General features: G+C 41.3%; 22 protein-coding genes. 4 read left to right on the top strand and 18 right to left on the bottom strand.

What is annotated here, in order from left to right; translation table 11 throughout:
* Positions 1-6: 6 nt before the first annotated feature.
* The 8 genes from CRO15_RS16200 to CRO15_RS16165 all read right to left on the bottom strand — a co-directional run bounded on the left by CRO15_RS16200 (position 7) and on the right by CRO15_RS16165 (position 9,341).
* Positions 7-1,782, bottom strand: a complete 1,776-nt coding sequence (locus CRO15_RS16200; RefSeq protein WP_097046898.1) for a nitric oxide reductase activation protein NorD — start codon at positions 1,780-1,782, stop codon at positions 7-9.
* Between the two features lie 9 nt (positions 1,783-1,791).
* Positions 1,792-2,616 carry a CbbQ/NirQ/NorQ/GpvN family protein gene (locus CRO15_RS16195; protein WP_280950973.1) on the bottom strand — a complete coding sequence of 275 codons (825 nt, stop codon included), beginning with the start codon at positions 2,614-2,616 and terminating at the stop codon, positions 1,792-1,794.
* Between the two features lie 117 nt (positions 2,617-2,733).
* Positions 2,734-3,465, bottom strand: coding sequence for an SCO family protein (locus CRO15_RS16190; RefSeq protein WP_243396995.1), 732 nt, complete (start codon positions 3,463-3,465; stop codon positions 2,734-2,736).
* On the bottom strand, positions 3,452-4,159 hold the full coding sequence (locus tag CRO15_RS16185) for a formylglycine-generating enzyme family protein (RefSeq protein WP_097046917.1): 708 nt from the start codon (positions 4,157-4,159) through the stop codon (positions 3,452-3,454). The genes CRO15_RS16190 and CRO15_RS16185 overlap by 14 nt, the downstream gene beginning before the upstream one ends.
* An 81-nt stretch (positions 4,160-4,240) precedes the next feature.
* Positions 4,241-5,704, bottom strand: coding sequence for a copper-containing nitrite reductase (gene nirK, locus CRO15_RS16180; RefSeq protein WP_097046897.1), 1,464 nt, complete (start codon positions 5,702-5,704; stop codon positions 4,241-4,243).
* Positions 5,705-5,727: 23 nt separating this feature from the next.
* Positions 5,728-7,065: a cbb3-type cytochrome c oxidase subunit I gene (locus CRO15_RS16175; protein ID WP_097046896.1), complete on the bottom strand. Its 1,338-nt coding sequence runs from the start codon at positions 7,063-7,065 to the stop codon at positions 5,728-5,730.
* Between the two features lie 10 nt (positions 7,066-7,075).
* On the bottom strand, positions 7,076-7,516 hold the full coding sequence (locus CRO15_RS16170; RefSeq protein WP_097046895.1) for a c-type cytochrome: 441 nt from the start codon (positions 7,514-7,516) through the stop codon (positions 7,076-7,078).
* Between the two features lie 757 nt (positions 7,517-8,273).
* On the bottom strand, positions 8,274-9,341 hold the full coding sequence (locus CRO15_RS16165) for an AraC family transcriptional regulator (RefSeq protein ID WP_165769983.1): 1,068 nt from the start codon (positions 9,339-9,341) through the stop codon (positions 8,274-8,276).
* Between the two features lie 234 nt (positions 9,342-9,575).
* Between CRO15_RS16165 and CRO15_RS16160 the strand changes: the two genes are divergently transcribed.
* Together CRO15_RS16160 and CRO15_RS16155 are read left to right on the top strand one after the other, a co-directional pair.
* Positions 9,576-9,926 (top strand): hypothetical protein, encoded by a 351-nt coding sequence (locus tag CRO15_RS16160; RefSeq protein WP_097046893.1) that lies wholly within the window; start codon positions 9,576-9,578, stop codon positions 9,924-9,926.
* Positions 9,927-10,380: 454 nt separating this feature from the next.
* Complete coding sequence (locus tag CRO15_RS16155) at positions 10,381-11,607, top strand: alpha/beta hydrolase family protein (RefSeq protein ID WP_165769982.1); 1,227 nt, start codon at positions 10,381-10,383, stop codon at positions 11,605-11,607.
* Between the two features lie 467 nt (positions 11,608-12,074).
* Here CRO15_RS16155 and CRO15_RS16150 read toward each other — a convergent pair whose 3' ends face one another.
* Positions 12,075-12,353, bottom strand: a complete 279-nt coding sequence (locus CRO15_RS16150; protein ID WP_097046891.1) for a hypothetical protein — start codon at positions 12,351-12,353, stop codon at positions 12,075-12,077.
* A 137-nt stretch (positions 12,354-12,490) separates the two neighbouring features.
* Here CRO15_RS16150 and CRO15_RS16145 point away from each other — a divergent pair, with 137 nt between their 5' ends.
* Positions 12,491-12,718, top strand: coding sequence for a helix-turn-helix domain-containing protein (locus tag CRO15_RS16145; protein ID WP_097046890.1), 228 nt, complete (start codon positions 12,491-12,493; stop codon positions 12,716-12,718).
* 116 nt (positions 12,719-12,834) lie between these two features.
* Here CRO15_RS16145 and CRO15_RS16140 read toward each other — a convergent pair whose 3' ends face one another.
* The 9 genes from CRO15_RS16140 to CRO15_RS16100 all read right to left on the bottom strand — a co-directional run bounded on the left by CRO15_RS16140 (position 12,835) and on the right by CRO15_RS16100 (position 23,030).
* Positions 12,835-13,614 carry a PRTRC system ThiF family protein gene (locus CRO15_RS16140; RefSeq protein WP_097046889.1) on the bottom strand — a complete coding sequence of 260 codons (780 nt, stop codon included), beginning with the start codon at positions 13,612-13,614 and terminating at the stop codon, positions 12,835-12,837.
* Positions 13,604-14,311 carry a hypothetical protein gene (locus tag CRO15_RS16135; RefSeq protein ID WP_097046888.1) on the bottom strand — a complete coding sequence of 236 codons (708 nt, stop codon included), beginning with the start codon at positions 14,309-14,311 and terminating at the stop codon, positions 13,604-13,606. The genes CRO15_RS16140 and CRO15_RS16135 overlap by 11 nt, the downstream gene beginning before the upstream one ends.
* A gap of 3 nt (positions 14,312-14,314) precedes the next feature.
* The gene (locus CRO15_RS16130; RefSeq protein ID WP_097046887.1) at positions 14,315-15,355 is read right to left on the bottom strand and encodes a hypothetical protein; all 1,041 of its coding nucleotides are present in this window, start codon (positions 15,353-15,355) and stop codon (positions 14,315-14,317) included.
* A gap of 36 nt (positions 15,356-15,391) precedes the next feature.
* Positions 15,392-15,610, bottom strand: coding sequence for a PRTRC system protein C (locus CRO15_RS16125; protein WP_097046886.1), 219 nt, complete (start codon positions 15,608-15,610; stop codon positions 15,392-15,394).
* Entirely contained in the window at positions 15,610-16,098 is a 489-nt protein-coding gene (locus CRO15_RS16120; RefSeq protein ID WP_097046885.1) for a PRTRC system protein E, read from the bottom strand. Before CRO15_RS16120 ends, CRO15_RS16125 begins: the two co-directional genes overlap by 1 nt.
* A gap of 291 nt (positions 16,099-16,389) precedes the next feature.
* Positions 16,390-21,297: an Eco57I restriction-modification methylase domain-containing protein gene (locus CRO15_RS16115; RefSeq protein WP_097046884.1), complete on the bottom strand. Its 4,908-nt coding sequence runs from the start codon at positions 21,295-21,297 to the stop codon at positions 16,390-16,392.
* A gap of 36 nt (positions 21,298-21,333) precedes the next feature.
* Positions 21,334-21,768, bottom strand: coding sequence for a hypothetical protein (locus CRO15_RS16110; protein ID WP_097046883.1), 435 nt, complete (start codon positions 21,766-21,768; stop codon positions 21,334-21,336).
* Positions 21,769-21,826: 58 nt separating this feature from the next.
* Complete coding sequence (locus CRO15_RS16105; RefSeq protein WP_097046882.1) at positions 21,827-22,261, bottom strand: hypothetical protein; 435 nt, start codon at positions 22,259-22,261, stop codon at positions 21,827-21,829.
* Positions 22,245-23,030, bottom strand: a complete 786-nt coding sequence (locus CRO15_RS16100; protein WP_165769981.1) for a M23 family metallopeptidase — start codon at positions 23,028-23,030, stop codon at positions 22,245-22,247. The genes CRO15_RS16105 and CRO15_RS16100 overlap by 17 nt, the downstream gene beginning before the upstream one ends.
* Before the next feature lie 243 nt (positions 23,031-23,273).
* Between CRO15_RS16100 and CRO15_RS16095 the strand changes: the two genes are divergently transcribed.
* A complete protein-coding gene (locus CRO15_RS16095) occupies positions 23,274-24,389 on the top strand; it encodes a hypothetical protein (protein ID WP_133067266.1) in 1,116 nt (371 codons plus the stop codon).
* Positions 24,390-24,391 lie beyond the last annotated feature (2 nt).

Raw genomic sequence — 24,391 nt, 5'->3', positions numbered from 1 at the left:
TGGTTTCTATGACTGGTGCTTAATTTTTTCATAGAGCTTTACAAGCGATTGCAACAATTCTACCGGTGTGGTCAAAATCTGATAATGATTTTGCCCAAACATTTGTGGGAGGTAATACTTTGCCTGAGCTTCTATAGCTAATGCATATGAGTTTATTTGGCGTTCATTGAGTTCTCGCAAAGCCTGTTTTACATCGTTTATTCCATACTTTCCTTCGTACCGATCATAATCGTTGGGCTTTCCATCAGAAATTAGAATTACCCATTTATTTTTGGTGTTCCTTTTATCCAATAAAGCTCCCGAATGTCTTAATGCGGGGCCAATACGTGTGTACCCCTGGGGTTCTATGGCACCTATTTTAAATTTTGCCTTGTTCCAATCTTCATCAAAGCCTTTCATGGTGATATAAGTGGAGTGATTTCTTGTTTTAGAATAAAAGCAATTGATTGAAAAATCGATGTCAAACTCATCCATTATTTCACCGAACAGGATGGATACTTGCTTTTCTACATCGATAACCCGATTTCCCGCAGCATATCCATCACTGGATAAACTACTATCCAATAGTAATAAAATGGAAAGATCTTTTTCTTTTTTACGTTTGGACAGGTATATTTTTTCTGAAGGGGTATGTCCTGAATTCACATCTACAAATAGGTCGGTAATAGCATCCAAATCAAATTCTTCCCCTTGCGTCTGTCTACGTTGTTGTTGGTATCTGTTATTGACGTTTGTCAGCATTTTTCGCAAGCCCAAGAGGGTAGAACGGTTTTCCGAAAGTGCTTTTTTATAATAGGGAATATCTGTTTTTATGATGGCTTTAGGGTAGACTTTGCAAAAATTTTCCTTGTAGCTCCGTTTTGCATGGTCCCATTCATCATAATCGATAAAATACCCATGGTCACCACTATCAGCACTCTCAGCAATAGTAGTATTCTCTACAAAATCGGCTTGGTATACGGAATGTGCTGTATCATCTACCCGCACTGTAAATTTCATGTTCAGGTCTTCTAGGGCATTGGCATGATCGTCCAACTCGTCCTCACCATCCATATTTCTAAAATTCCCGCCAAATTCATCCGCGGTTTCCACCTTTTCAAACTGATGTTGCAAAACCGCATCTTCTACTTGTTTTTCATCTATTTGAACCGATATTATTTCTTCTACCGCATTGGCTTTTAACGTAGTTTTAGGTTGCTCTTGGTTTACTGTTTTAACTTTTTCCGAAAAATTTTCCAGCTTTTCTTGTGATTGTTCTTCAGAGGTGTTGCGCATCCATTTTCCGTAAATGAAAGAAAAATCAGGTGTTGAAGTTGGTTTTGTTTTTTCGAAATAATGTGAAGTGAATTTTCGATAAAACCTCTTGGTTATTGGAAAATCATTGAACAAATGGTTCAATACCACAAGTGAAGTTTCCTTTGCTTTGTTCTGTGACTCTTGCTGTGAATATTCCCCAACATCTTTCCAGTTGAGGCCTAAGTTCTTTTGGGTTGCCAGATACAGAATTCTAAATAGATAAAAGGATACATTTTCTTCTACCATTGAAAATTCGGCATACTTTGATGGTAAAAAGAAATTATTGTTTTTATAGCCTCCCTCTCTTTCCGCTTCATAAAGTTCTATGGGTTTTCCTGTAATGGCGCGTGCAAAAATGGTCAAGCGGGGCTTTACTTCACTCAGGGTAACTGCATGTGCCAAACTTGCTTCTTTTTTCTTTCTTCGCCGTTTAAAATAGTGGGCAAATTTGGTGAAAATGTATTCATCGGGTTCAAACTCGAACATAGTGTTACTTTAAATCATTAAGTCGCACAAATCGTTCAATGCACTAACTATTTCAATGTCATCGGTGAGTGGTTCCACCACGGCTACATGCACGGCCAATCGTTTTGGCAAGCCTGAACGTATCAATTTAGCGGCATCCACCAACAATCGCGTTGAAACGGTTTCGGTAAGGCCCAACTCCGTTAAGTTCCTGATCTTATTGGCAATGTTTACCAGTTTTTTTGCATCGGGTTCCAATATATTGGTTTCATTCACCAAAATATCAGCTTCTATTTTAGCCTGTGGATAGCTGAAAGAAACAGCTACAAAACGTTGCCTGGTAGAAGGTTTTAATTCTTTAAATCCACGTTGATACCCTGGATTAAAGGAAGCTACCAACATAAAATCTTGATGTGCTTTTATGGTTTCTCCCAGTTTATCAATAAACAGTTCACGTCTGTGATCGGTAAGGGAATGGATGGCTACAATAACATCTGGCCTTGCTTCTGCTATTTCATCTAAATATAAAAAAGCACCTGTTTTAACCGCAGTGGTTAAAGGGCCATCTAACCAAATGGTCTCAGCTCCTTTAATAATGTAACGCCCAATTAAATCGGTTGATGAAGTTTCTTCATGACAACTTACTGTAATTAGTTTTTTACCCAATCGGTGCGCCATAAATTCTATAAAACGAGATTTACCTGTACCTGTTGGCCCTTTCAAAAGAAACGACAGCTTTTGCGCATACGAATGCTCAAACACCTCTATCTCTTTGGCAATAGGCTTATAGTAAGGCACATCCATATGATTGTCCAAAGTTTTTATGGTATTGTTCTTCAAATCATGTAGCATCATTGTTAAGTTTGTTTTAAGGTCTAAAGAGCAATCGCATAAAGTAATCTTAAATGGGTCAGGTATGAGCAGCAGATAGAATACTTTATGAACTAGCTTAGACTAGATTGTGATTGCTTATTAGACCTGTTGTTTTTTAACTGTTTCAATAATTTTTTTTATGGTTTCCCTATTATCAACACCTAGCCCTTGTTGCTGGTGAACCAGTTCTCCTTGTGGATTAAACACACTGATTATATTGGAATGGGAAAAATCCATAGGTGAAATTTGTTTGTATTTTACCGCCAATACGTTAGCAAATTCCCTTACACCTGTTTCAGTACCTTGAAGGAATGTCCAATGGGTAGCATCCATGAGATTCTCTTTTGCAAAGGCTTTTAAGTGTGTTGGTGTGTCAGTTTTGGGGTCAATGCTGATCAATACGTATTGCAAGTTTTTATTAAAGGTTTCCGGAATTTGTTTTTCTATGTTTCGCATATCGGCAACCAACCGAGGGCAAGCAGCTTTGCAGGTAGTGTAAATCATGACCATGACAAGCGTTTTTCCTTTTAAATCTTCTAACTCAATGGAATCACCTTCTTCAGTATTCCATTTAGAGGTTAAATTAAAAATAGATTCGTCGGAAATCCCGTCAACCGCTATACTTTCGGATACAGAGATTTCTACGGGTTTCAAATCCATTTTACAAACTGTACAACTGCCAGCAGTTCCATGTGTCTTTTCTCCTTCACATTTCATGGGGCATTGATACACTATGCCTTGATTATTGGAGTCAGTAGAGGTTTTGTCCTTGCAGGCAATACATGAAATTAACAATACTAAGAGTGTGAGTAGTAGTCTAAAATGCTTCATTATTCTTGTCTTTAACACATCTAAATCCTAAATTTTTCATGGTGTATTTCGCTTTTAAACTTCCGCGGGTAGCGTAACGCATAAAGGCGGCATAATTCATCAAATCTGTGGCGCCAATAGCAGCACTTCCGCAAAATAAATTACTATCGTTATCCACATCTTTTCTAGATTCACCAGATACCATCACAGAATTAAAATCGGAAGTCCATTCCCAAACTAGACCGTGTAAATCGTAAACTCCCCAATAATTTTTAAAGGTAGAACCAACTATATTATTGAATGTTTTTGGCCTTTCGTACCAACCCAATATATATTCGTTGTAAGTTTTTAACTTTCTGGCATCAGGCATCTCTTCATTGGCCATGGCAGCATATTCCCATTCATCAATTGTTGGCAAACGTTTTCCTTGACATTCGCAATATGCATTGGCAGCAAACCAACTGATATTAATAACTGGAGCATTCAATGCTTGATTGTCCCCTAAAGTAGTGTTGGATTTCCAATTCATAAGATATCCTGCATCTGCAAATAGCTTTTTTACTTCTGATTTTTGCCATTTTGGAAACTTTTTTACAAACCCCATAAATTCATTATTGGTAACGGGATATACATCCATATAAAAATCTGAAATCGTAACTTTTAGTGAGTCTCTTCCGTAAAGTGGAATATAAGTTCCGCCTTTAATTGAGACCATTTTAGATTGACAATTTGCATTGCTCATCCAAAGAAAAAGTATACAAAATGTCAATCTTAAAATTATCATTGTTAATATTAATTAATGCCCGCTTTTGACTTGTTCAACTTGGGCTTCTGATACATTGGTTTTATTGTTTCCCCAGGAATTATAGACATAGGTAAGCACATCGGCAACCTCTTCATTACTAATAGCCTGCTTTGTCATTACACTATTATATTTTTGGCCGTTAACAGTAATTTCTCCTGTTTTACCATTAAGTACAATATCTATTGTCCGATTGACATCTGCGTTTAAGTAGTCTGATTCTGCCAAAGGAGGAAACGCATTAGGGATTCCCTCTCCATTAGCCTGGTGACATGCAAAACAGGTCTTAGCATAGATTTGCTTGCCAGATTCCATTTTTTCGGCCAAGGATTTGTTTGCGGATGTTTTTTTAGCAACAGCCTTCCCATCGTCTGGCATTTCCTGAATTCCACCCCCTTCAGGATGGTAAATACCTTCTTGTACCACGCCGGAATAAATGGTTTTGTTTTCTTCTCCCTTGACTTTCAACATTCCCAAGGCCCCTTTATTGAAAGCTCTAAAAATGGAATGATCTACTAAGATAAAAGTCCCGGGAACGTCAACTCTAAACTCAACAATAGCAGCTCCACCAGCAGGAATCAATGTGGTTTGTACATTTTCATTAATACTATTGCCTCCTTCAACCATTACTTTGTCGAAAATTTCGCCAATAACATGAAAAGAGGATACTAAATTGGGGCCTCCATTACCTACATATAAACGAACTGTTTCTCCAACATCAGCTGTTATGGCATTATCTCCTGTTAAAGCACCAACGCTACCATTAAATACTACATAATCGGCATCTTCATCCACTGCTTTTTGCATATCGAAGGGTTGTAGACCTGGATCACCATTTTCACCTTTGGTATAAAAGTCACCTTGCATTATATAATATTCCTTGTCTACTCTGGGAAGTCCACCTTTGGGTTCAACCAAAATCAGACCGTACATCCCATTGGCAATATGCATACCTACTGGGGCAGTAGCGCAGTGATACACATACAGCCCTTCGTTCAATGTCTTAAAATTGAATTTTTTCTCATGCCCTGGAGCAACAAAAGAGGATGTTGCGCCACCGCCAGGACCAGTAACCGCATGTAAATCAATGTTATGAGGTAATTTGTTATCCGGATGGTTAGACAACGTAAATTCTACTTCATCACCTACCCTGGTTCGAATAAAACTGCCTGGAACTGAACCTCCAAATGTCCAATAGTTATATGTGGTCCCATCTGTCATGGTTCCTTCTTTTTCAATAATTTCCATATTAACAATAAGCTTTTTCGCTTTACGATCACCTACTCCTCTAGGAACATTGGGCGGTGCTGTAAGTTCTGCTTTCATTTCCCTGCTTACGGGAATATCTGCGGCAGAAGCGTATTCTTTTTTGGTAGTGTTGTCTATACAACTTTGTAAGCTGATTGAACAAATTGCCAAAATACCAAGGAAAATCAGACTATTTTTTTGTGCTTTCATATATCGCTTTAATTTCAGTTTGTTTATGTTTTTAGTTCCAATGCTTCATCTGTGGGACGACCGTGTTTTATAAAATCGACGATGTATAAAGCAATGCCAAATGTTAATACCGAAGCACATATTAAAAGCACCACAAAGTGGATGCTAATTTCGTTTTGTACTTCCATAAATTCCATTTTGAATTTACGTTCCAGATATACCTGAACTACTCCGGCAACCCCAAAGGCAACCGTCATCCCGATCATACCAATATTTGAAAGCCAAAAGGCGGCTCTTCCCCTGGCGCTTAAATACAGTTTTCGTCCGGTCATATTTGGTAAACTATAACTTATGATCGCAAGAACAATCATGGCATATGCTCCCCAAAAAGCCAAATGACCATGCATTGCGGTCACCAAAGTACCGTGTGTGTATAAATTTGTTTGAGGCAGTGTATGTGCAAAACCTAATAAACCAGCTCCTACAAAGGATACGATAGCAGCGCCCAAAGTCCAGAACAAAGCCAACTTGTTAGGGTGTTTTTTCTCGCCCTTGCGATACATATTTACCGCAAACAATGCCATAGCCAGGAATGCCAATGGTTCTAGTGCAGAGAATATGCCTCCTACGATCAGCCAAATTTTGTTTACACCTATATAGTAGTAGTGATGCCCAGTTCCTAAAACTCCTGATAAGAATGTCAACCCTACAATAACATAGAGCCATTTTTCAATTACTTCTCTATCTACTCCGGTAAGTTTGATTAATAAGAAAGAAAGAATCCCTCCCATGATCAACTCCCAAACACCTTCAACCCATAAGTGGACAACCCACCACCGGAAAAAAGAATCTGTTACTTGACTATCAAATGGTAACATTCCAGGTATGTACAGTAAGGCTGCAAAGAAAAGCCCCATGGATAATACCAAAGCCGTTGTGGTTCTACGTTTTCCCTTAAACAAGGTTGCCAATATCAACCCCAAGAACAACAAAACATTAGCTACGACCAGGAAATCCAGTTGTCTTGGTATTTCAAGAAATTTACGTCCTTCCCACCAGTTAAAATGATAACCTACTATGGCTGCAACCCCAACTAGAGCTAAAGAGATTAGCTGTACGTAAGCTAATTTAACATTGACCAATTCACGTTGTGCTTCTTCTGGTATTATATAGTAGGCTGCGCCCATAAAACCAGAAAGCAACCAAACAACGAGTAGGTTGGTATGTACAGCTCTTGCAGTATTGAACGGTATAAAATCATGCAACCCATCCATACCTATACGGGCAAAACCCATAATAAACCCATAGACCAATTGTAAAACTAGCAGTAGCATGGATAGTGCAAAAAACCAGTAGGCCACTTTTTGTGATTTGTATTTCATAATTTCTGTGTTAGTCGTTCATTTTTTCTTTTGCAATAGGAGATACTACGGTATCAAAACCATTTAGATCTATATCATCGATCCAATCGAAAAAGGCAATAAGATCTTCTGCCTCTTCATCCGAAAAACCATAAGCAACCATTTTTCTACCGTTCGGTGCCCAAGGAACCGGTGTGGTCAACACCGCTTTTATATATCCTTTGCCCCTTCGGTCAATAACTTTTGTAAGTTCTGGTGCGTAATAAGCGCCTTCTCCCAATATGGTATGGCAACCCATACAATTGTTGGCCTCCCATATTTTTTTCCCTCTAACTACTTCTTCGGTAATGTTCTCGTAATTAGATTGATCTTGTTCCTTGCTGAAGGAAAAAATAGTGAGTCCGATGAAAATCAGAAATGTCACTACAGTTCCGCCAAGAAAAAAAGTACGTGCTTGCTTTTTGGATAACATAGTTTTATTGATTAGTATTTAACATTTAAAGACCTTTTTATCTTTTATTCAAAAATATCATAACCTACCGCCAAAGAACATGATAAAAATCATATTTTTTTATCTGGTTTTCAGTTAGTTACATTTAATCTTTTTTAAATGCTGAACTTGCCCTTGCTGTTGGAGGAAGTGCCTACTTTGGATTTTAGAAAGTAAATGATTACATATGGTATTTCTGCCTTTGTCTAGAAATCTTTTATTATTCCTTCAATAGTGGATTATTCTCAACTAATTGGCTTATAGTACTATTACAGAGTCGATAATAAGGATAAGTGAAGAAAAACTCGTTTTTGATTCATGATACTTTTTTACCCGTTAAAATATAAGCACTCAATGGGATTGATCATATACTAGATGGCAACTGAATTTAATGATCTACTCTGAGACACTGATATAAGTTCTTGTTCAATTAAATCTGGGATTAATGACTCATAACAATAAGCCCGTTGTCCTGAAAAATGTTCCTTTTAAAGGACTTTATTTTCTTTTGTAAATACGGCATTAAATGTAAAATGCTTATTTAGTTTTAAATAATGTAGGTTTTACTACTAACATTAACCATGCCCAATTCTTGAGTTTCCGTTTTGACTACATACCTATCTTTATGTTCTAAAATAATACGGCCTACATCGAACGAATCGATATTTTGTTCATTTCGATATCCCTCTAATTTTTTATTAAAACCTAGATCTTGCTGTGTCATTTTAAAGTCCTTTTTTCAAAGCGATAGCAAATATTCCTTAGGGCTATGGCCCATCCATCTTTTAAAAGATCGGCTGAATACACTTGGTTCGGAAAAGCCAAGTAAGTAGCCCACTTCTGAAATGCTTAATTCTTTATTTTTTAGATACTGCACGGCAAACTCCTGTCGAATTGCATCCAAAATATTTTGAAAAGTCTCGCCTTCCAAGGTTAATTTTCGTTGTAAGGAGCGAATGCTCAAGTTCAATTCGTCTGCCACCAAATCAATCGTGGGAAACTGATGATTGAACTTTTTTACAATAACTCTTCTCACCTTTTTTGCAAATGATTCTCCCTTTGATAGCCCATCAAGAATTTCCTGTGCCTGTGTATTCAGCAATTCGAATAAATCTCGATTATACCCGACAACTGGTGTTTCCAAATCTTTGAGCTTATAGATCAAGTCGTTTTCAGCTTGATTGAAACGAAGTCCTTTTGTGAAAATTCGTCGGTATTCTTCAAGATTTTCGCGTTGTGTTGGAAAAGTAAAGTCTGTAGATCTCGGGAGAATTTTTTTGCCCGACAGTTTTTGAATTGCCCTCAATATAAAACTAATGGCATGCTCCGCACCATTTTTTGCGGTTATGGGATGGTTTTTACTTACCAAAGGCAAGGGAGTGGTCCTGAAAATTCCTTCATCTTCATTTTTGGTAAAACTTACCTTAATGAGGCCACTGGCTAAATTGTTATAGTGGCAGGCTCTTTCTAGAGCAGTGATCACATCGGGGCTGGTCTTCATAACGAAACCCACAATTCCGAAGGCTGAAAAATCAGCTTGCTCTCCTATGTGCAGTCCAAATAAAGAATCATTGGTCAAGTGAATACTATGCTTAAACAAGGCATCAACAGCGGACAGGCTAAAACGCTTTTCAGAGTTATCAAGCTCAGAAGGTTCAATACCGACTTTTTTGCACAAACCGGCCACATCGGCACCTTTACTGCGCGCCGCATAAAGAATAGTCCGAAATACCGATGCGGAAACCTCCATATCTAAATATACCAAATAATTGGCATGAAAAGTACAAGCCTTGTCGTGAAAGGTCAAGCCAAAAGGCGGTATGCGGAAATACATTTGTACCAACAAAAACAAGTAGTAATCTAAAAACTTAGAAATCATGAAAGCAGCAAGTACAAAAACAACGACCGAGTCTCAAAGATTCTCTTTCTTTTCTCCTTTTAAGAACAGTAAAAGAGTTCGCTGGGCACAGCATCGAAACTTTATTCGCTAAAACTTATTAGGGCGTGTTTACACGCCTTAACAAACTTAAAAAATATAGATATGACAACTTTGAAAACCATTTTCGCGATTATAGGAATCGCTTATTCACTTTACGTACTAATCGGATTCACATTAGACGTTACCTCATTTGACGAAACTAAAGGAGGGTATCATGCTCCGTATACGGGTTGGACAGGTATTCCCGTAGATTGGGACGGAATGGATAAGACATCCATCGGTTTAGTAAAAAGAGGGCACATTATCGATGTGCATATTCACGGCACCACAGGTATGATGACCTTTGAAGTGCTTGGTCTAAGATATGATTGGCAGACACCATCCGATAGGGCACTTATAGTCCATCAGCCAAAAGAGGCACTAATTAGAAGAGGGTTTAAGCCGGAATTCTGATAAAAAATCACTTTAAATTTTAATACTTAAAATCATGAGTCATCTACAATTAATTTTACTGATAAATGCCCTTTTTTCTTTGTCAACGGGTCTGTCTCTAATCCTATTTCGCAAAGTTATTGCCAAATGGTTCGGACAACGAAAATCGACCGTTTTTTGGATAGTGGGCTTAGGCCTATTGTTCTTTTCCTCCTTTGTATTCGTACAAAGTGTAAAGCCCGAATCTGAAGTCATACTTTTTATTATTATACTCGACCTAATTTGGGTCTTGGTAAGTGCAGCAATACTTCTCCTAAGGCCATTCTCTATTACGCGATTAGGCAATAAAATTATCTCGTGTATCGCGCTGGTCGTTTTACTCCTAGCCATTGGCCAGGCTTTCGAGCTATCAAAAATTGATACTATTTCAGGAAAGACTTTGAACGGGTTAGGTATTTCTTTGCCTATACCTCAAATGGAATTCAAAAAGGAGGGAACATTCACGGGTGTTTTTTCCTATGGAAATTTCAAGGATAAGATAACCCTTGAAATAAGAAAGGATGCGGCCAAATGGCAAGTACGTTTTACAAGTCTAGAACAGAATGCATTTCAGATTTCTGCAAGAGAAGTTATAGTCCGGCTTGATTCTATAAACTTCAAGTTACAGAGTGATACGCACACCTATGATTTTAGAAATAAGTGGAATGAGAAAAAAAATCGATTAACAGGAACCTTAAGGGCTGATACGGTCTCAGTTAGATATTCCCTCAAACGAGAAAAATCGACTAATGAAAATAGTGTTGAATCGAAAGAAGTACATTTCATGTCAGAAGGACTAAAACGTGGCGGAACGGTTTGGAAGGGCAAAAAATCTAACAAGAAAGGCATTGTCTTTATTTCATCTTCTGGCAATGGGGGTAGAAGTGGGTCAAGGGCAGAGGCCATTTATTTTGCAAATAAAGGCTTTACCACTTTTCACTATGACAAAAGAGGCACTGGAGTCTCAGAGGGCAATTGGCAATCTGCGACCATGAACGAATTACTTTCTGACGATCTAAATGCCATTAGGTATTTTTCGGAACAAACTGGTATTCCATTATCGCAAATAGGAATAAAAGGAAGCAGTCAAGGGGCAACTAAGATTCCCTTTATCTTAAATAAGTTAGATGATTTAAATTTCGGTATTGTCGTAAGCTGTCCCGGAAGTACCTTATTGGAAAGTGATTTGAACCATTGGAAAAATAGCAATTCGGAGACGCTAGGCAATGATTTAGAAATTGCTGCCGAATTTCAGAGAAAAGTCTTTGAACATATCGCCGGAAAACTTTCTAGAGGTAAATTGGAAAGTATTTTGGAGGATGGAAAAACAAAGTCTTGGTTTTCTTCAGTTTGGATTCCAAATCTCGATGAGGTACAAATCGATGAAAAATTGTCCTTCAGCCCCATCCCTTATTTTGAGCAAACAAAACAACCTCTTTTGGTAATTCAGGGTATAGCCGATAAAATCATTCCTATAGCCAGTCATCAAACAATTTCGACCGCTTTGAAAAATGCAAGAAATAAAAAGCATAAAATCGTACTGCTCGAAAATGCTAATCATTCCATGTATTTCGTTGGGGAAAGCGATTTTCCGTATTGGGCCAAATTGCATGACGATTATTTGAAGACTATTGATAAATGGATAAATTCCAACATCCCATAGTTTTCCTTTAAAGTTGACCAATTATTGATTCCCAGAAAACGGCCGTGGCTGTTGCACAACTAACAATATTCATTAAAAACTAAGTTTCTTACTTTCTTGGTATTTACAACAACTTGATTATCAACGGCTATTGATTTATAATTTGGTCGATTTTTATGATTTATCAGCAAAAACATGGTTCTGCAACAGCCACGGCCGTTTTAAGGGGCTGGAATACTGAAAGAGTTGTTTCTGAGATTAGCAGTCCAGTTCTTGGTCTTTTTTAGTAGTTATGTTAATTGACCTTTTATGGGACTTAAAACTCTTTACATTCTGCCCCAAATAAATATTTTTAAATCCTGAAAGGACAGGGGAAATGGGTGTGCGGAACCAGCAACTCTCTATTAAAAAAAGGTTTTTGTGGGGAGTAAATAGACTTATAGTAGGACTGAAACCTTTTTGAAGAAATTAGTGTAAATGCCTTGAAACTATCCGTTCTTGTTCTTCGATTGCCAATATTCCCTTAGTTTATAACAAAGGTTATGGTAAAGAAGATCATATGTACCCTCATCGATCTTTAGGGCATCCCCTTTGTTCCAATCCTCGGGACTTTCCTTTGAGTGGTGGTCAAGTTCCTTGACATCGGAATATCGTATCGGTAAAAAATCGAAAGTATCCGAAGCCATAAGTGCACCGGTCGATTTTTCGTAAAGGACCAATGCGGCCTCACCACCATAGAGCACGTACTTAAATTCCTTTTTTCTCAACCCGATAAAAGTTTAAATCCCTTTATAAAGATAGGGTCATGCCGTAAATCACCTTCAACAAATGTAGGTAAAAATATTAAAGTGTGCGCCCTTAAGGGCGTAATCTATTCGATTGGTTTTTGTGATATTCATCTTTGATGAGCAAGGATTACAAAGACCAACATACCGAAGTAGGGAGAAGGATCAAGGAATTGCGAATAGAGGCGGGCTATACGAGCCATGAAACCTTCGCGAACGACCACAGCTTTTCCCGAAGGAACTATTGGAGAATAGAGAACGGAGGTGATTTTAAGTTCAATACGTTGTTACGGATCCTGGAGATCCACAATGTATCCCTCGAAAAATTTTTCAGCGAAATGGAATGAAGTGTCCAAAGGGTTTTCCCTACCCCCTTTTCGTAGCCCTTCCCTAATTTCAAGTGCACTATCAGGTATTGTCACAGGAAAATCCATTGTTCGATACCCCTACCTGACAATATAGGTCAGACCCCAATGGAATTTACCCTGCCCGATTCGAGGTTCACGAATGCCCCGTGTTTCTGTATCTGCTTATGGTAGAGCAAGCGAAACAGGCAATCGGAAGCATGGGCGACAAGCACATCGTTGATGAAAAGCGATTGCTCGTTCAACTTATCGGAATAGGCGCAACCCGCTCCCTGCAAGGTGGGGGTATCATGGGCGTCCAAATCGGGAAAAAAATCAACGATGTTCTTCAATGTATCCACCATTTCAAAATCCTCCCTTTCCATTTTCCTTTCCCCATCGAACAAGGTTCCCAATACGAACTGACCCGTATCCCTGCTGTTGCCAATGTCCATCCAATAGAACATGGTACGGTACTCCGAACCCCGATGCGGAAATTCCAAGGAGCGTGACAACAACATCCGAAACCGAGCATTGTCCACACAACTGATGATGATGTTCGCCCGAATATCCTCGCCATCGGGGATAGCGTCCATCGGTATACCCTCCCATTGCAATCCAAAGGCCATATTAACCTTACCCACCGCATTGACCACCTTGTACTCCCCGATATCGGAACGGGTATAGAGTTGTCGTCCCACGTTGTTGGCCTCTACCCTATCCGAATCATATGCGGTAACGTGCAGTCCGGGATGTCCCGTTTGACGCAGGGCATGGTCGATGCGTGCCAACCGTGCGAGCATCAAAGAGCCTGTACCGCCCACCCCGATAAGGGCAATGGTCAAGGGATGGGTGGGGTTGTAGAAATAGTTCGGTGCAAAGTGTATCCTAGTTTTCATACAGTCGGTTTAGGGTCATGTTGTTCTTTATCAATATCCCATCCTCAAATGATGGTCTGTCCAAATTGCTTTCCATGATCTGTACAATATTGCCCTGAGCAATATTATTGTGGTGGGTCTCGGTAAACACGGAGCGGAAAAACTGCTGTTCCACGAAGCCCATGATGTCCTCATAGTGTTCAAATCCGTCATAATCGACCGTAGCCGTACCCATACACACCTTTCCACGGGCGTTGATGTTCAATAAGGGTGCATGATATAAGGGTGTGGAATCGCCCAAGGTATCGGAACGGTTCAGGGCGAAAACGCTCAGGGTCTTGGCGACAAGGGAAAAGACCAATTTGGGCAATGGGTATTTTCCCGTTCGGATGCCCGTTTTCGCATCAAAGTACAAGGTGTACTGTTTGGGGTGTACGTACCATACCAATTGAAGGTTTCCCTTAAAACCAAAATGGATAAGGGTCTTTGGCAGCATCCCCTTAAAACTGAACTTGAACAAGTCCCCTTCCAAACAGGAAAAAATGTTTCGGGCGGTATCCTTGGTCAAAGGCATTCCCGCTGTCAATTTTTCGCCCACGATGTTGTGGTACGAAAAGTAATATCCCCTGTTGTAGTAGTCCTTCTCTTGGGAATGGCCGATAATGGCAAACTTGGGAAGGAAGTGCTGATCGGGCTGTAATATAGCTATGTGTTCCATTTCTTATAGTTGTCTTAATAGTTCGTTCAGTTCGGAAAGAAATTCCTCCAATCGGTTCAATTGATAGGATACACCTTCCCTAAAGGGCTGTATGTTACCCTGTTCGACCACAGTATGCTGAAAAGCCGAGGTAATATCGTATTCGTTGGAGCATTCGTTGAGCATTTCGATATAGGCACGGGTAAATTCGCTATCGGGGTCGTCCACGATAAGGAAGGATTCCCAATGCTCGAACATGCTCTGATGGGCATCCCTTACACTAAGGCAAAAGGGTTTTTGAAAGTCAATGGTATTGGCTTTGAGCAACAATCGCTTGATTTTCCTGTGCAAGGGCTTTCTAGGGCTGTACCTTTCCAACAAGGTTTTCCAATCCCGTATTGCGTAACCGTCAAAAAGGCTTTCATAACGGCTGAAAAACTTGACGGAATGGTCTTTTGAAAATGCCTTACCCTGCTTCTTATGGTATGTTTCCTCTTCAAAAAGGAACTCCCATATCCAGTCTATCCTTGATTCGGTGGTCTGGAACATACCGATATACGGCAGTTCCTTTACAAAGGAGAACAGGATATGGAAAAGTGCGGGGTTCTTCCATCGCAACGGGAGTATGGGTCGCAAGGGGATACAATGCACCGTACCCCTGTTCCCAATATAGCGTTTGGCCACCAATCGCAGATACCCATCTGCCTGTAAAATGTCCATATGGTCAATGCCTCCCCTATCCCTTAACCGATTGGCACAGCGTAAGATCAAATCATCATAGCTGTCCGATGGCAAAAATCGCCAATGGTCGATGTTCCCCGAAAAATAACGGGTCGCCTCCACCATAAGTTGGGCAAGCTCCCGAAGGTCGAGCTTCTTTTCCCCCAATACGGGATGGGCAAGCATCGGTGCTATCGTTACGTCAGAAAGGGAAAGGCCTTTGGACGGAGCAGTTTGGGTCTTTGCGTCCCGTTTTTGTATTGGGACTGTTGTACGGCCTTGAAAAGTCGGTCGTGGAACCCCTTTAGTTCTTTTGATGGTATTGGTTTTGCCTTGGGTGTGCATGGTCTTTGTTTTAAAAATTCGTCTACGTTCATCGGGCTATCCTTTTGTCCCTGCCAAAGTCTTGAAATGGATTTCATGGAAGCCGTTCACGATACCCTTGTCCATAATCTTGGCATTGGTCAGTTCGGCATATATCTGTGCGTAGTGTTCCATGACCTGTACATGGGAGAAGCTGAAATCAATATCATCCAGTTCAATAGTGTCGTTGTTCCCGTTTTCGTAGACGTATTTGCGTTCTATTGTCGTGACTTCCATTATTCGAACAGTTTAGGGGATTCATATGCCTTCATATCCTTGACGGTCTTTTGTGCCTCGGAATGGTTCGGGTCGATTTTCAGGATTTCGTTGGCGAGGTCGGTCGCCTTCTTGTGGTCGGTCATGGGGTTGAAACCCTTTTCCTTGAGCAGTTGCTTTAGTTCTGAGGCTTTTTTGGCGGTCGATTCCTTCTTCTTTTTCGCCTGTTGGGTCTTTTGCTCCGTTTCCTTCAAGGTCTTTTCAAAAGCCGTGGTATTCTCGAAAAGTGCCTTTGTCCGCTCCAAGGGTTTACGGAGGATTTCAAAAAACCGTTCGTCCACTTCTGTGACCGTACCACGGAGGGTAAATGGTTTTAGGGATTTCAACGCCAGGTCGTCGGCGTTCGATTTGGGCAAGAGCGATACGCTGACCGTATCGTTATCGAACAGGACACTAATGGCATACTGGTGGATACCAGTCTGTTTTAAGGTTGAGAAAAATTGGTTCATTTTTTTACAGGTATTATCTTGTTATACAATCACTTAACTACCTTCAAGATACACCCAAGCCCTCTGTAATCCTTGCCGAATCGGGCAAAAGACCGCCCCTGACTTCTTTCTCCCTATCCACAAAAAAAGCGCCCGGTAGGGCGCAAGCGTTAGGGATAGGAGCGGCGTTGGCCGTAGGATGGCGCTAGGGTTCGTTATTGTGGAAAGCGACCTGGGGAGCTCTTCCACGGTCTACGAAACCTTGTGGCATACAAGGGCGATATAGCGGATAGCCCGGCCAACGCCCAAAACTTATAAAGTAATCCCCTGGTCGCTCTTCGTTTCATGAAGGGCCTTCGATTGCACCTTTTTCGATTCCTCTTTTTCCTCTGGTTCGGCATCGTACTTTTCATCCAGGTCCGCATTGATCTCCACAAGCCGTTTTTCGACCAGTTCGAGTTCTTCTGTCTTGTCGAAGTGGAGTTCCAGTACTTTTTGGTTGGCCTTGATGGTTTTTTTGAATTCGGCCACCAGCTCTTGTTGCGCAGCTAGGGATTTGGGTATTTTGGATAGGGCATTGTGCATATAGTCGGCCAAACTGTTCCAGTTCGACACTATTCTTTTGGAACCGTAACCATATGATGCATTCGGAGTAACGACCAGCAACTGATGGTGTTGTATGTCCTCTACTTTTAAAACCATTTTTGCGTTGGATATGGTAACAATGGTATGCTCGCCGATTTCTTCTTTTTTGGCCTGCAAGGTGGTATTGAGGTCTTCCCCTAGCATTAGGGCATCGGAAGCATCTGGGCTATTGAGTGCCCCCCTTAAGGCTTTATAGTATGAATCCTTATCCGATAACGTATCCCATTGGGGCAGGTCATTTTCAAGTTTTGTTACATTTTTGGATGTTCTTACGAGTTCGGTCTCATAAAAGGAAATATTGTTTTTGGCCTCCAAGCGGTTTTTCTTGTAAATGGAGCGTTCCAGTTGAAGTTCGTCCAATTGTTTGGCCAACTCCTCCTTTTCGAGGTACAAGGGGTCGTTCTTGGCAACGGCGAGCAAGGTCTTGTAATCTATGGAACCTTCGTCGTTGACGGGTCCCATATCCAATCTGTTGAACTGTATGGTGCCATTGGTCAATTGTTCGATAAAGTTCTTTTTGATATTGACATTGTTCAGCATTAGGGCATCGGTGCAGTTTTCAACGATGTAGAAGGACACCACCACCTCGTTATCATGGTGCTCTTTGGCACCTATATTCCCCTTGCGTACCCCACGACCATTGCGCTGGTCGATATCCGTCGGGCGGTAGGGAATATCCACATGGTGTATCCGTACCAATCGTTCCTGGATATTGGTCCCGGTTCCTAATTTTTCGGTAGAGCCTATGATAACCCTGTACTCCCCGTTGTTCACTTTCTTGAAACACTCCAATCGTTTGGTGTCGGTCCTGAAATCGTGTATGAATACCACTTCTTCCATGGGTATATCGTATTCCTCGGTCAGGATTCTTTTGAGTTCTCCATAAATATTAAAGCTGTCCTTGGGCACGCCGAGATCGGAGAATATGGCCTGGGTACCTTTGAACGGTTCGGTTTGTTTATAGGTGGCGTAAACTTCGGAGGCAATGGTCCTTAATTTGGCGTCTCCGGGATCCGCTAATTCCCCGTTCAGCAGCCTAGGGTCGATGGACGCGTTCCGCATATGGTGGAGCGCGATCAACGACAATGCACTTTTCTGTTCTTCGGTATAATGTTTGGCACCATATAACAAACTGCTGTCCCCAGTTCTAAGAAATTCCTTGATCTGTTCAAAATATTCCAATTGTGCAGGGGTGGGTTTCAAGGTGTGTACATCAAGTTGCATTTTGGGCCTATCGATCTGGTGGGTGGTGCCGTTGACGATAATCGAGATTTCGTTGTAGAGCGAGGAGAGCAGTTTCATTTTCTTGAACGACCGGAAGCGCTCGCGAACCTTATAATCCCCGGATACCGTAGGTTCGAATTCATAGGATTTGTTCGCGAATACTTGTGCCCATTGGTCGAAAGAGGTAATGTTCATTTGTTCCATGCGATGTGGGATAAGGTATTTGAACAGCACATATACCTCGGTGATGGAATTGGATATGGGGGTCCCCGATAGAAAGGTTGTCTGAAAATCCTTGGTCTTGGCCTTTTGCAGGGTACGCATGGCGACCAATAGGTTTTTACTTCGCTCGGAACCTTTGTCGGTATTGAGTCCCGCTACCCGGTTATGGCGGGTGGTGTACATCAGGTTCTTGAATTTATGCGATTCATCGACCATGATATGCTCAAAGCCCATTTGGTCAAAATTGACGATATCGCTTTGGCCCCTTTTAATCTGAAAATATACCTGTTGTAGGCTGACCTCCAGATTTTCCTTTCGCTGCTCCAGTCCTTTGAGTACCCTTTTATTGATATTGTATTTATCGGTATGGATAACACTAAGGTCACGTTCGAGGTTCTCCAGTTCCTCTCGGATGATCTCCTGTATGACCTCTGGGGATTGTGGAATGAACTTAAAAGTGTCGTGGCTCATCAACACCACATCGTATGGATTGGTGCTTATTTTTTTGAAGAAGGCGTTTCTTTTGGCCAGGCCCTTGACCACCTTGTCGTGTGCCACCAAGAGTTTCATCGTGGGAAAGGCGTTCAACAGTTCCCGTTCCAACTGGATCACAGTGGAACGCAGGCCGATGACCAAGGTTTTCCTTGACAGCTCAAGTTCTTTTAGCTTTTGGGTGGTCAGCGCAATATCCAGGGTCTTTCCAAAACCTACTTCCTTATTCACCAACAGGCCTTGGTTGATGATGATACCGGCCACGGTATCCTTTTGGCTCTTGTAGGGGGTAAAATGCCGGAGCCCTTCGAACTGAAGATAGTCCCCATCGTATTTTGGGTGGACCTGTGCATCATAGGTATTGTAGAAAATACGTTCCAACCTTTCCTTGATCTGGGGCTTCCCGACGATGTAGGTATGGAACTCTTTGTACAGCAGGTCGAATTTTATCCGTATCTCCTGCATCTTGGCCTTATCGGTACGCTTACGTTCCTTTGAGCCTTTGGACACATAGGGAATTGTTGAATTCAGGGCGCCTTCAAGAATATCGCTAAAATAATAATACCGGTGTTCGGTCTGGACGCTGAACTTTTTGATATATTCATAATCCGCCTTTTCGATCTTGACCATGTATTTGGAGGTACTGTCATTGTAGGCGATATGCACCAACGATCTATAGGTATCGTAAATAAATGCCTGGGTAAATTCGATAGGGAACCAAGGTTCGTGCAATTTGACATCCAAATCCTCGAACGGGGTCATTGGTGGCCTGACCTTTTCCAGGGACAACATACTCTTATCGATATATGATTTATCCACATAGGGCTGATATTGGCCAAAATCATTTTTGCGGTAGGCATTTAGTTTTTCGTAAATGGTCCCCGAAAGGAAGAGGAACTTTGGCGAGAGTTCCCAACCCTTTTCCTCAGGGTTTAAGAACAAGAGCTGGCGGTCCAAGGATTCTTTGATAATTTCCTCAGGTAGCTTCCCCGTATTTTCTTTCAAAGAACCAAGGTCGATACGATTGTACCTGTTGAGCGAATAATAGATGGCGTCTTCCAGGCTAAGGAGCTTAGTTGCTTCCACCTTGGGTTCCGGTAATCCTTTGGTTATTTGTGGGGCATGGAAAACATCGGATTTTATAAAGGCACCATCTTTGGGGGTTTCCAAGCCCAGGAGCATCGGCCCTTGGATATCCAAGGTGACAAAAGGGTAATTGGCCTTGTCATGAAGTTGGCCGTACTGAAAATCAAAGGCATCGTATTGATAGTCCAGCTCGTCCCTGATTTTGTCCGAATTGTCGTCGGCCCCTTCGAGCAGTTTAAAATAGGTGTCGCGCAGTGCCAATATTTTTGACAAGCGGTCGAACTCCTTCGGTTTTACCCGTATAGGTTCAAGGGCATTATCACCATTGATTTTATAGAGCTTTTGTTGTTTGATGAACAAGTTGCCAGGCCTTAATTTTCCGAATTCGTTCTTTAATGGTTTTGGGGCAGGGATTTGTGCTTGGGCGAGGGGTTTTTGAATGGGCTCTGTTATGGCGACAGCTTTGGTTTTTTGGAGATTTGGGGCAATTTTAAATCCTCTCAAACCTTCGTTTATTTCACTTGAAAGCATATCGATATTCATGGCGCTTTTGACCGTATAGTCCCTATTGTCATATAGACCGCCTTCTACCAACTCGCCCATGACACGGTTCGGATAGGCCGAAAAATAATCGCTGATCTGGACGAAATTGTCCCCTAACTGTTTTTCCGAAGACCCCATGAAAAGTGCATTGCTTTTTTCCTGGTCCTGGGACGGCTTGATATGGGCATTGTTCTGAAAGACCAATATATCCGTTACAACGGCCGTATTCTCTTGGGCGAAGGTGGAGTCCGGTAAGCGCAGCCCGCCTACAAAGTTGTTCGTATTCATTACATCCTCCCTTATTTGGGCATATTTTGACTTGTCCATGAAGTTCTTGGTACATATCAAAACGGACACCCCCGATGGTTTTAAGGATGCCAGACTTTTGTGGATAAAATAGGAATGGATGTTCTTGGAGATTTGGGACTGTAACGGATGGTCCTGTAATTGGGTATCGAATATCTTATTGGCGCCAAAGGGAATATTGCTTACCACAAGGTCATACCTCTTGGTCGCGTCGGTCTGGGCGATATTTTCAAAGGGAATACCATAGATCTTGACGTTATCGTTGAACTTGAAGTTGTGTTCAAGAATACGTACCGTGAGTATTTCCTTTTCGAAAGCGGTGAATTTTGAAGATGGGAAGGATTTTGAGAGGGCGCGTATGAACAGGCCATTGCCGGCGCTTGGTTCCAATATGGTCTTTGGATCAAAGCCATCGAGGTCCTTGATATAAGCGGTGATGGAGTTCACTACGGGGTCAGGGGTATAAAACGAATTGAGGGACCCTTTTTTTAGGCTGCTCATTATGGTCTGGGCGTAGTCCGCATCACCGTATTCGATTAATTTTTCCGTGAGCCTGTTCCGGTACGAATCGTTTTTAAGGATGTCGAAGATGTTTCCGAAACCGGGATTATTGATAAAAACATGGGGAGTGGAATCGGTGGCCATAAGCGCATCGATGGTCCGGACCATATAGTCCAGATACTTTTTTTTCGAGTATTTCATTTTGTGTGAGTTAAGGAATTTGGTAAACTGTTTTTATCACATATGTAGTTGGCTTTTATATTTGGTCTGCTTGATCAGGGTCTGTACCTGTCTTAATTCCTCGACATTCAATTCGAAACCAAGGTTGGATCTGAGTTGTTTGTTCAAGGCCCCTTTGGTCCCATCCTTCATCAGATTTGTGATCTTTCCGCGATAATTATGTTTTAGGAAAAAGTCCCTTGCCATATTGATCTTATCACGTCCCAACATAAATTCCCTTGCGAATTCCAAATGTTCCGATATCCATTCATAATGGTAAAAATGAAGGTTTTCGAACATATCCCTCACGGCGATATCGTTATCAAAGGCCAATTCGCCCGTTTCAATGTCATACATTCTCACTCTTAGATGATGGGAGCCATCTTCGATGTTCATATAATATTCGAAGTCTTTTGTAATCATTGCTTTTATAAAGCCATCGCTATTTTTCATAATCTTTGATTTTAGTTTGTTCTTTTTAATGAGTTAAGGAATTTCTTATTGAACGGGTTTACATTTTCAATACATTTTTCTTTTTTCTTTTTTTAATAAGGCCATGGACTGTTCTTAGCTCTTCTGCGCTCAATTTGAACCCCAAGTTTTCGCTGAGTGCCCTATTAAATGTACCGTTTATCCCATCCCGTGTTATATTGGCCTTTTTTCCAGGAAACCTGTTCTCGGTAAAAAAGGTCTGGGCAAGGGCTATTTTGTGTTCTTCCAGCATACATTTCCTGGAATACCGAAGGGGCTTGCATATCCATTCATATTTATGGAACAAAAGGTTTTCGTACATATCCTGGTTGGCGCGGTAATTGTACGAAATCAATCTTCCGGTTCTTTTATCGTACATTTTTACGCTGCCATTGTCATCTCCCTCGCTTCCGTCCATGCAGTAGACAAAGTCCTCCGTTATCATGGCTTTTTTGAACTTATCGGTCTTTCCCATTTTTTTTGATTTTTGTTCTTGGGTTCAATGCCATGAGCCTCAGATAAATATTCCGCTTAAGGTCAAGGGATTGGATAGGGTTTATTTTCAGCCCATTTTTTATGATCTCGTAATGTAGGTGGTATCCAGTGGAAGCACCCGTATTCCCAACGGTGGCAATAAGTTCGTGCTGTTCCACTTTCTGCCCCTTGGTCACAAGCACTTTGTTCAGGTGCCCGTAAAGGGTCTGAAAACCAAACCGATGTTTTAGAACGATATGGGTCCCGTATCCCTTTTGTGAATCGATGACCTTTAGGACAATCCCGGATGCAGAGGCATAAACAGGTTTGTCCATTGGAGCAGCCAGATCGATGCCGTAATGCTTTTTGACTTCTTTCGATATGGGATGCAGCCTATGGCCGTACGTGCTGGAGAGGTTATAGTCCCCGTTTTCCAGGGGGACAGCGGACGGAATCTGGGCCAGTAGGTCGGGGGCATATTCGAGGTAGGGATACAAGGAAGTGATATAGGAGTAATCGGGTATTTGGTAGAGATGTCCCACGATCTTTTCCTCTATGGCCAGGATGAGTTTTTCACGTTCCTTACGTGCTATCAAGGAATCCTTATTTGTAAAAACCTCGTTGGTCTTCAGCTGTTCATTATAGTTGGACATCAATAGTGTATTGTCCTCCAATTGTTGCGTCGTATTGCCCAAAATGCGTTGGAAAACATAAAAAAGCAGTGCCGTTCCAAGGAAGAGGACATACCATAGTTCTTTCCTAGTTACCATTTTCAGGGGCTTTGGGAAGCCTTTTATGGGATTTTTCCAAAAATTGGTTGTCAATTCAAAAACTTTCATATATTTGTATAATTATTTGCTAATTTATAATTTATTTACCAATATCAAAGAAATTAAGCAATTATGTTGAACAACTGGTTAACAGGGGACCATCGGATCGATCTTCCCGCGCTTTTTGGATACATGGGGTATCAGCTCGTGAAAAAGGAAAGTACACACCTACTTTTCAAGCAAATGAAAAGATGCTATGTCGTCGTTTACACCGAGCAAGGGTATAGGTACTATAAAGTACAGCGTCCCCAGGAAAAACTAAAGGCCTCCGATCTGGTCCGGGAACATGTCTCAAGAGTGGAGGGCAGCCATAACGAAAGTATTTGGGACAGGGTCAACGCCTATTATGAAGATATACTGAAATCGAAAGATATGGTTCTTCAGGGTCCGCCCGATCCCGTTCTGGAAAAGGTCGATGCCGATTTTAATCATTTCCATTTATATATCGAACAGGGAAATGCGATTGCAGATAACTTCTATTCCGATATATTGGGCTCCGAAAAATTTGGTACCCGTATCGGTAGTTCAAAAGCGAATGAAGTATTGTTCCCTTTACAGAATCTTCAGAACGAGGTATGCGGTTATTTTGTGGACACAAAAACTGGTGTAGGTGATTACGGGGAATCGGCCATCGGCAATTCCCTGTGGTATTCCAACATTCCGGAAAGCATTGACTGGCTCATTGTGTTCAAGGACCCTAGGGAGGCCATCGCATTTGACAAAAAGTTCCGGTTAAAAAATGTAGTGTACCTCGCCTTGGGGGAGATCAACTATGATACTACAAGGATATTGTTCCAGATACAACGTTTGACAAAACTCAAGAAAATAGTGCTGACCTTTACTGGCAGCAAAAAGATAGAGGGCTATCTAAGGGATCTGCATTTCATTTCCTTAATGGACGATTCCAATTTTCTATTGACCTTGAACGAGAGGGACCTCAGCGTTCGCTTTGATATAGGAGAAGAAAAATCGTTCCTTCGGTTTTTCAACAGCACAAAAAAATTCAATCAAGGGCTCGCCAAAAGTTTTTTAAACTACAACAAGGTCATAAACCAGAATCTGATCAATCAAAACAGCATATTGGTCTCAAAGGAAGACGATAATATCAAGGTTCGTGTGCCCTTGGAGGTCAATGCCATCAAATATTTTGTTTGGAGCTACTTCAAAAATTATTTAAGCAAATCATTGGATATCCTCAAACCGACCTATGCCAATTGGAATAGTGAATGGGAGGCCACTCAAAGTATCCAATTAAAGGGAAAGGAGGTACAACCGGAAGACTATCGTATAGCACTATAAAT

The organism is Flagellimonas pacifica (genome assembly GCF_900215465.1).
GTDB classification, from domain to species: domain Bacteria; phylum Bacteroidota; class Bacteroidia; order Flavobacteriales; family Flavobacteriaceae; genus Flagellimonas; species Flagellimonas pacifica.
The sequence above is the reverse complement of the archived record's forward strand: the minus strand, read 5'-3'. Positions and strand labels throughout refer to the sequence as shown.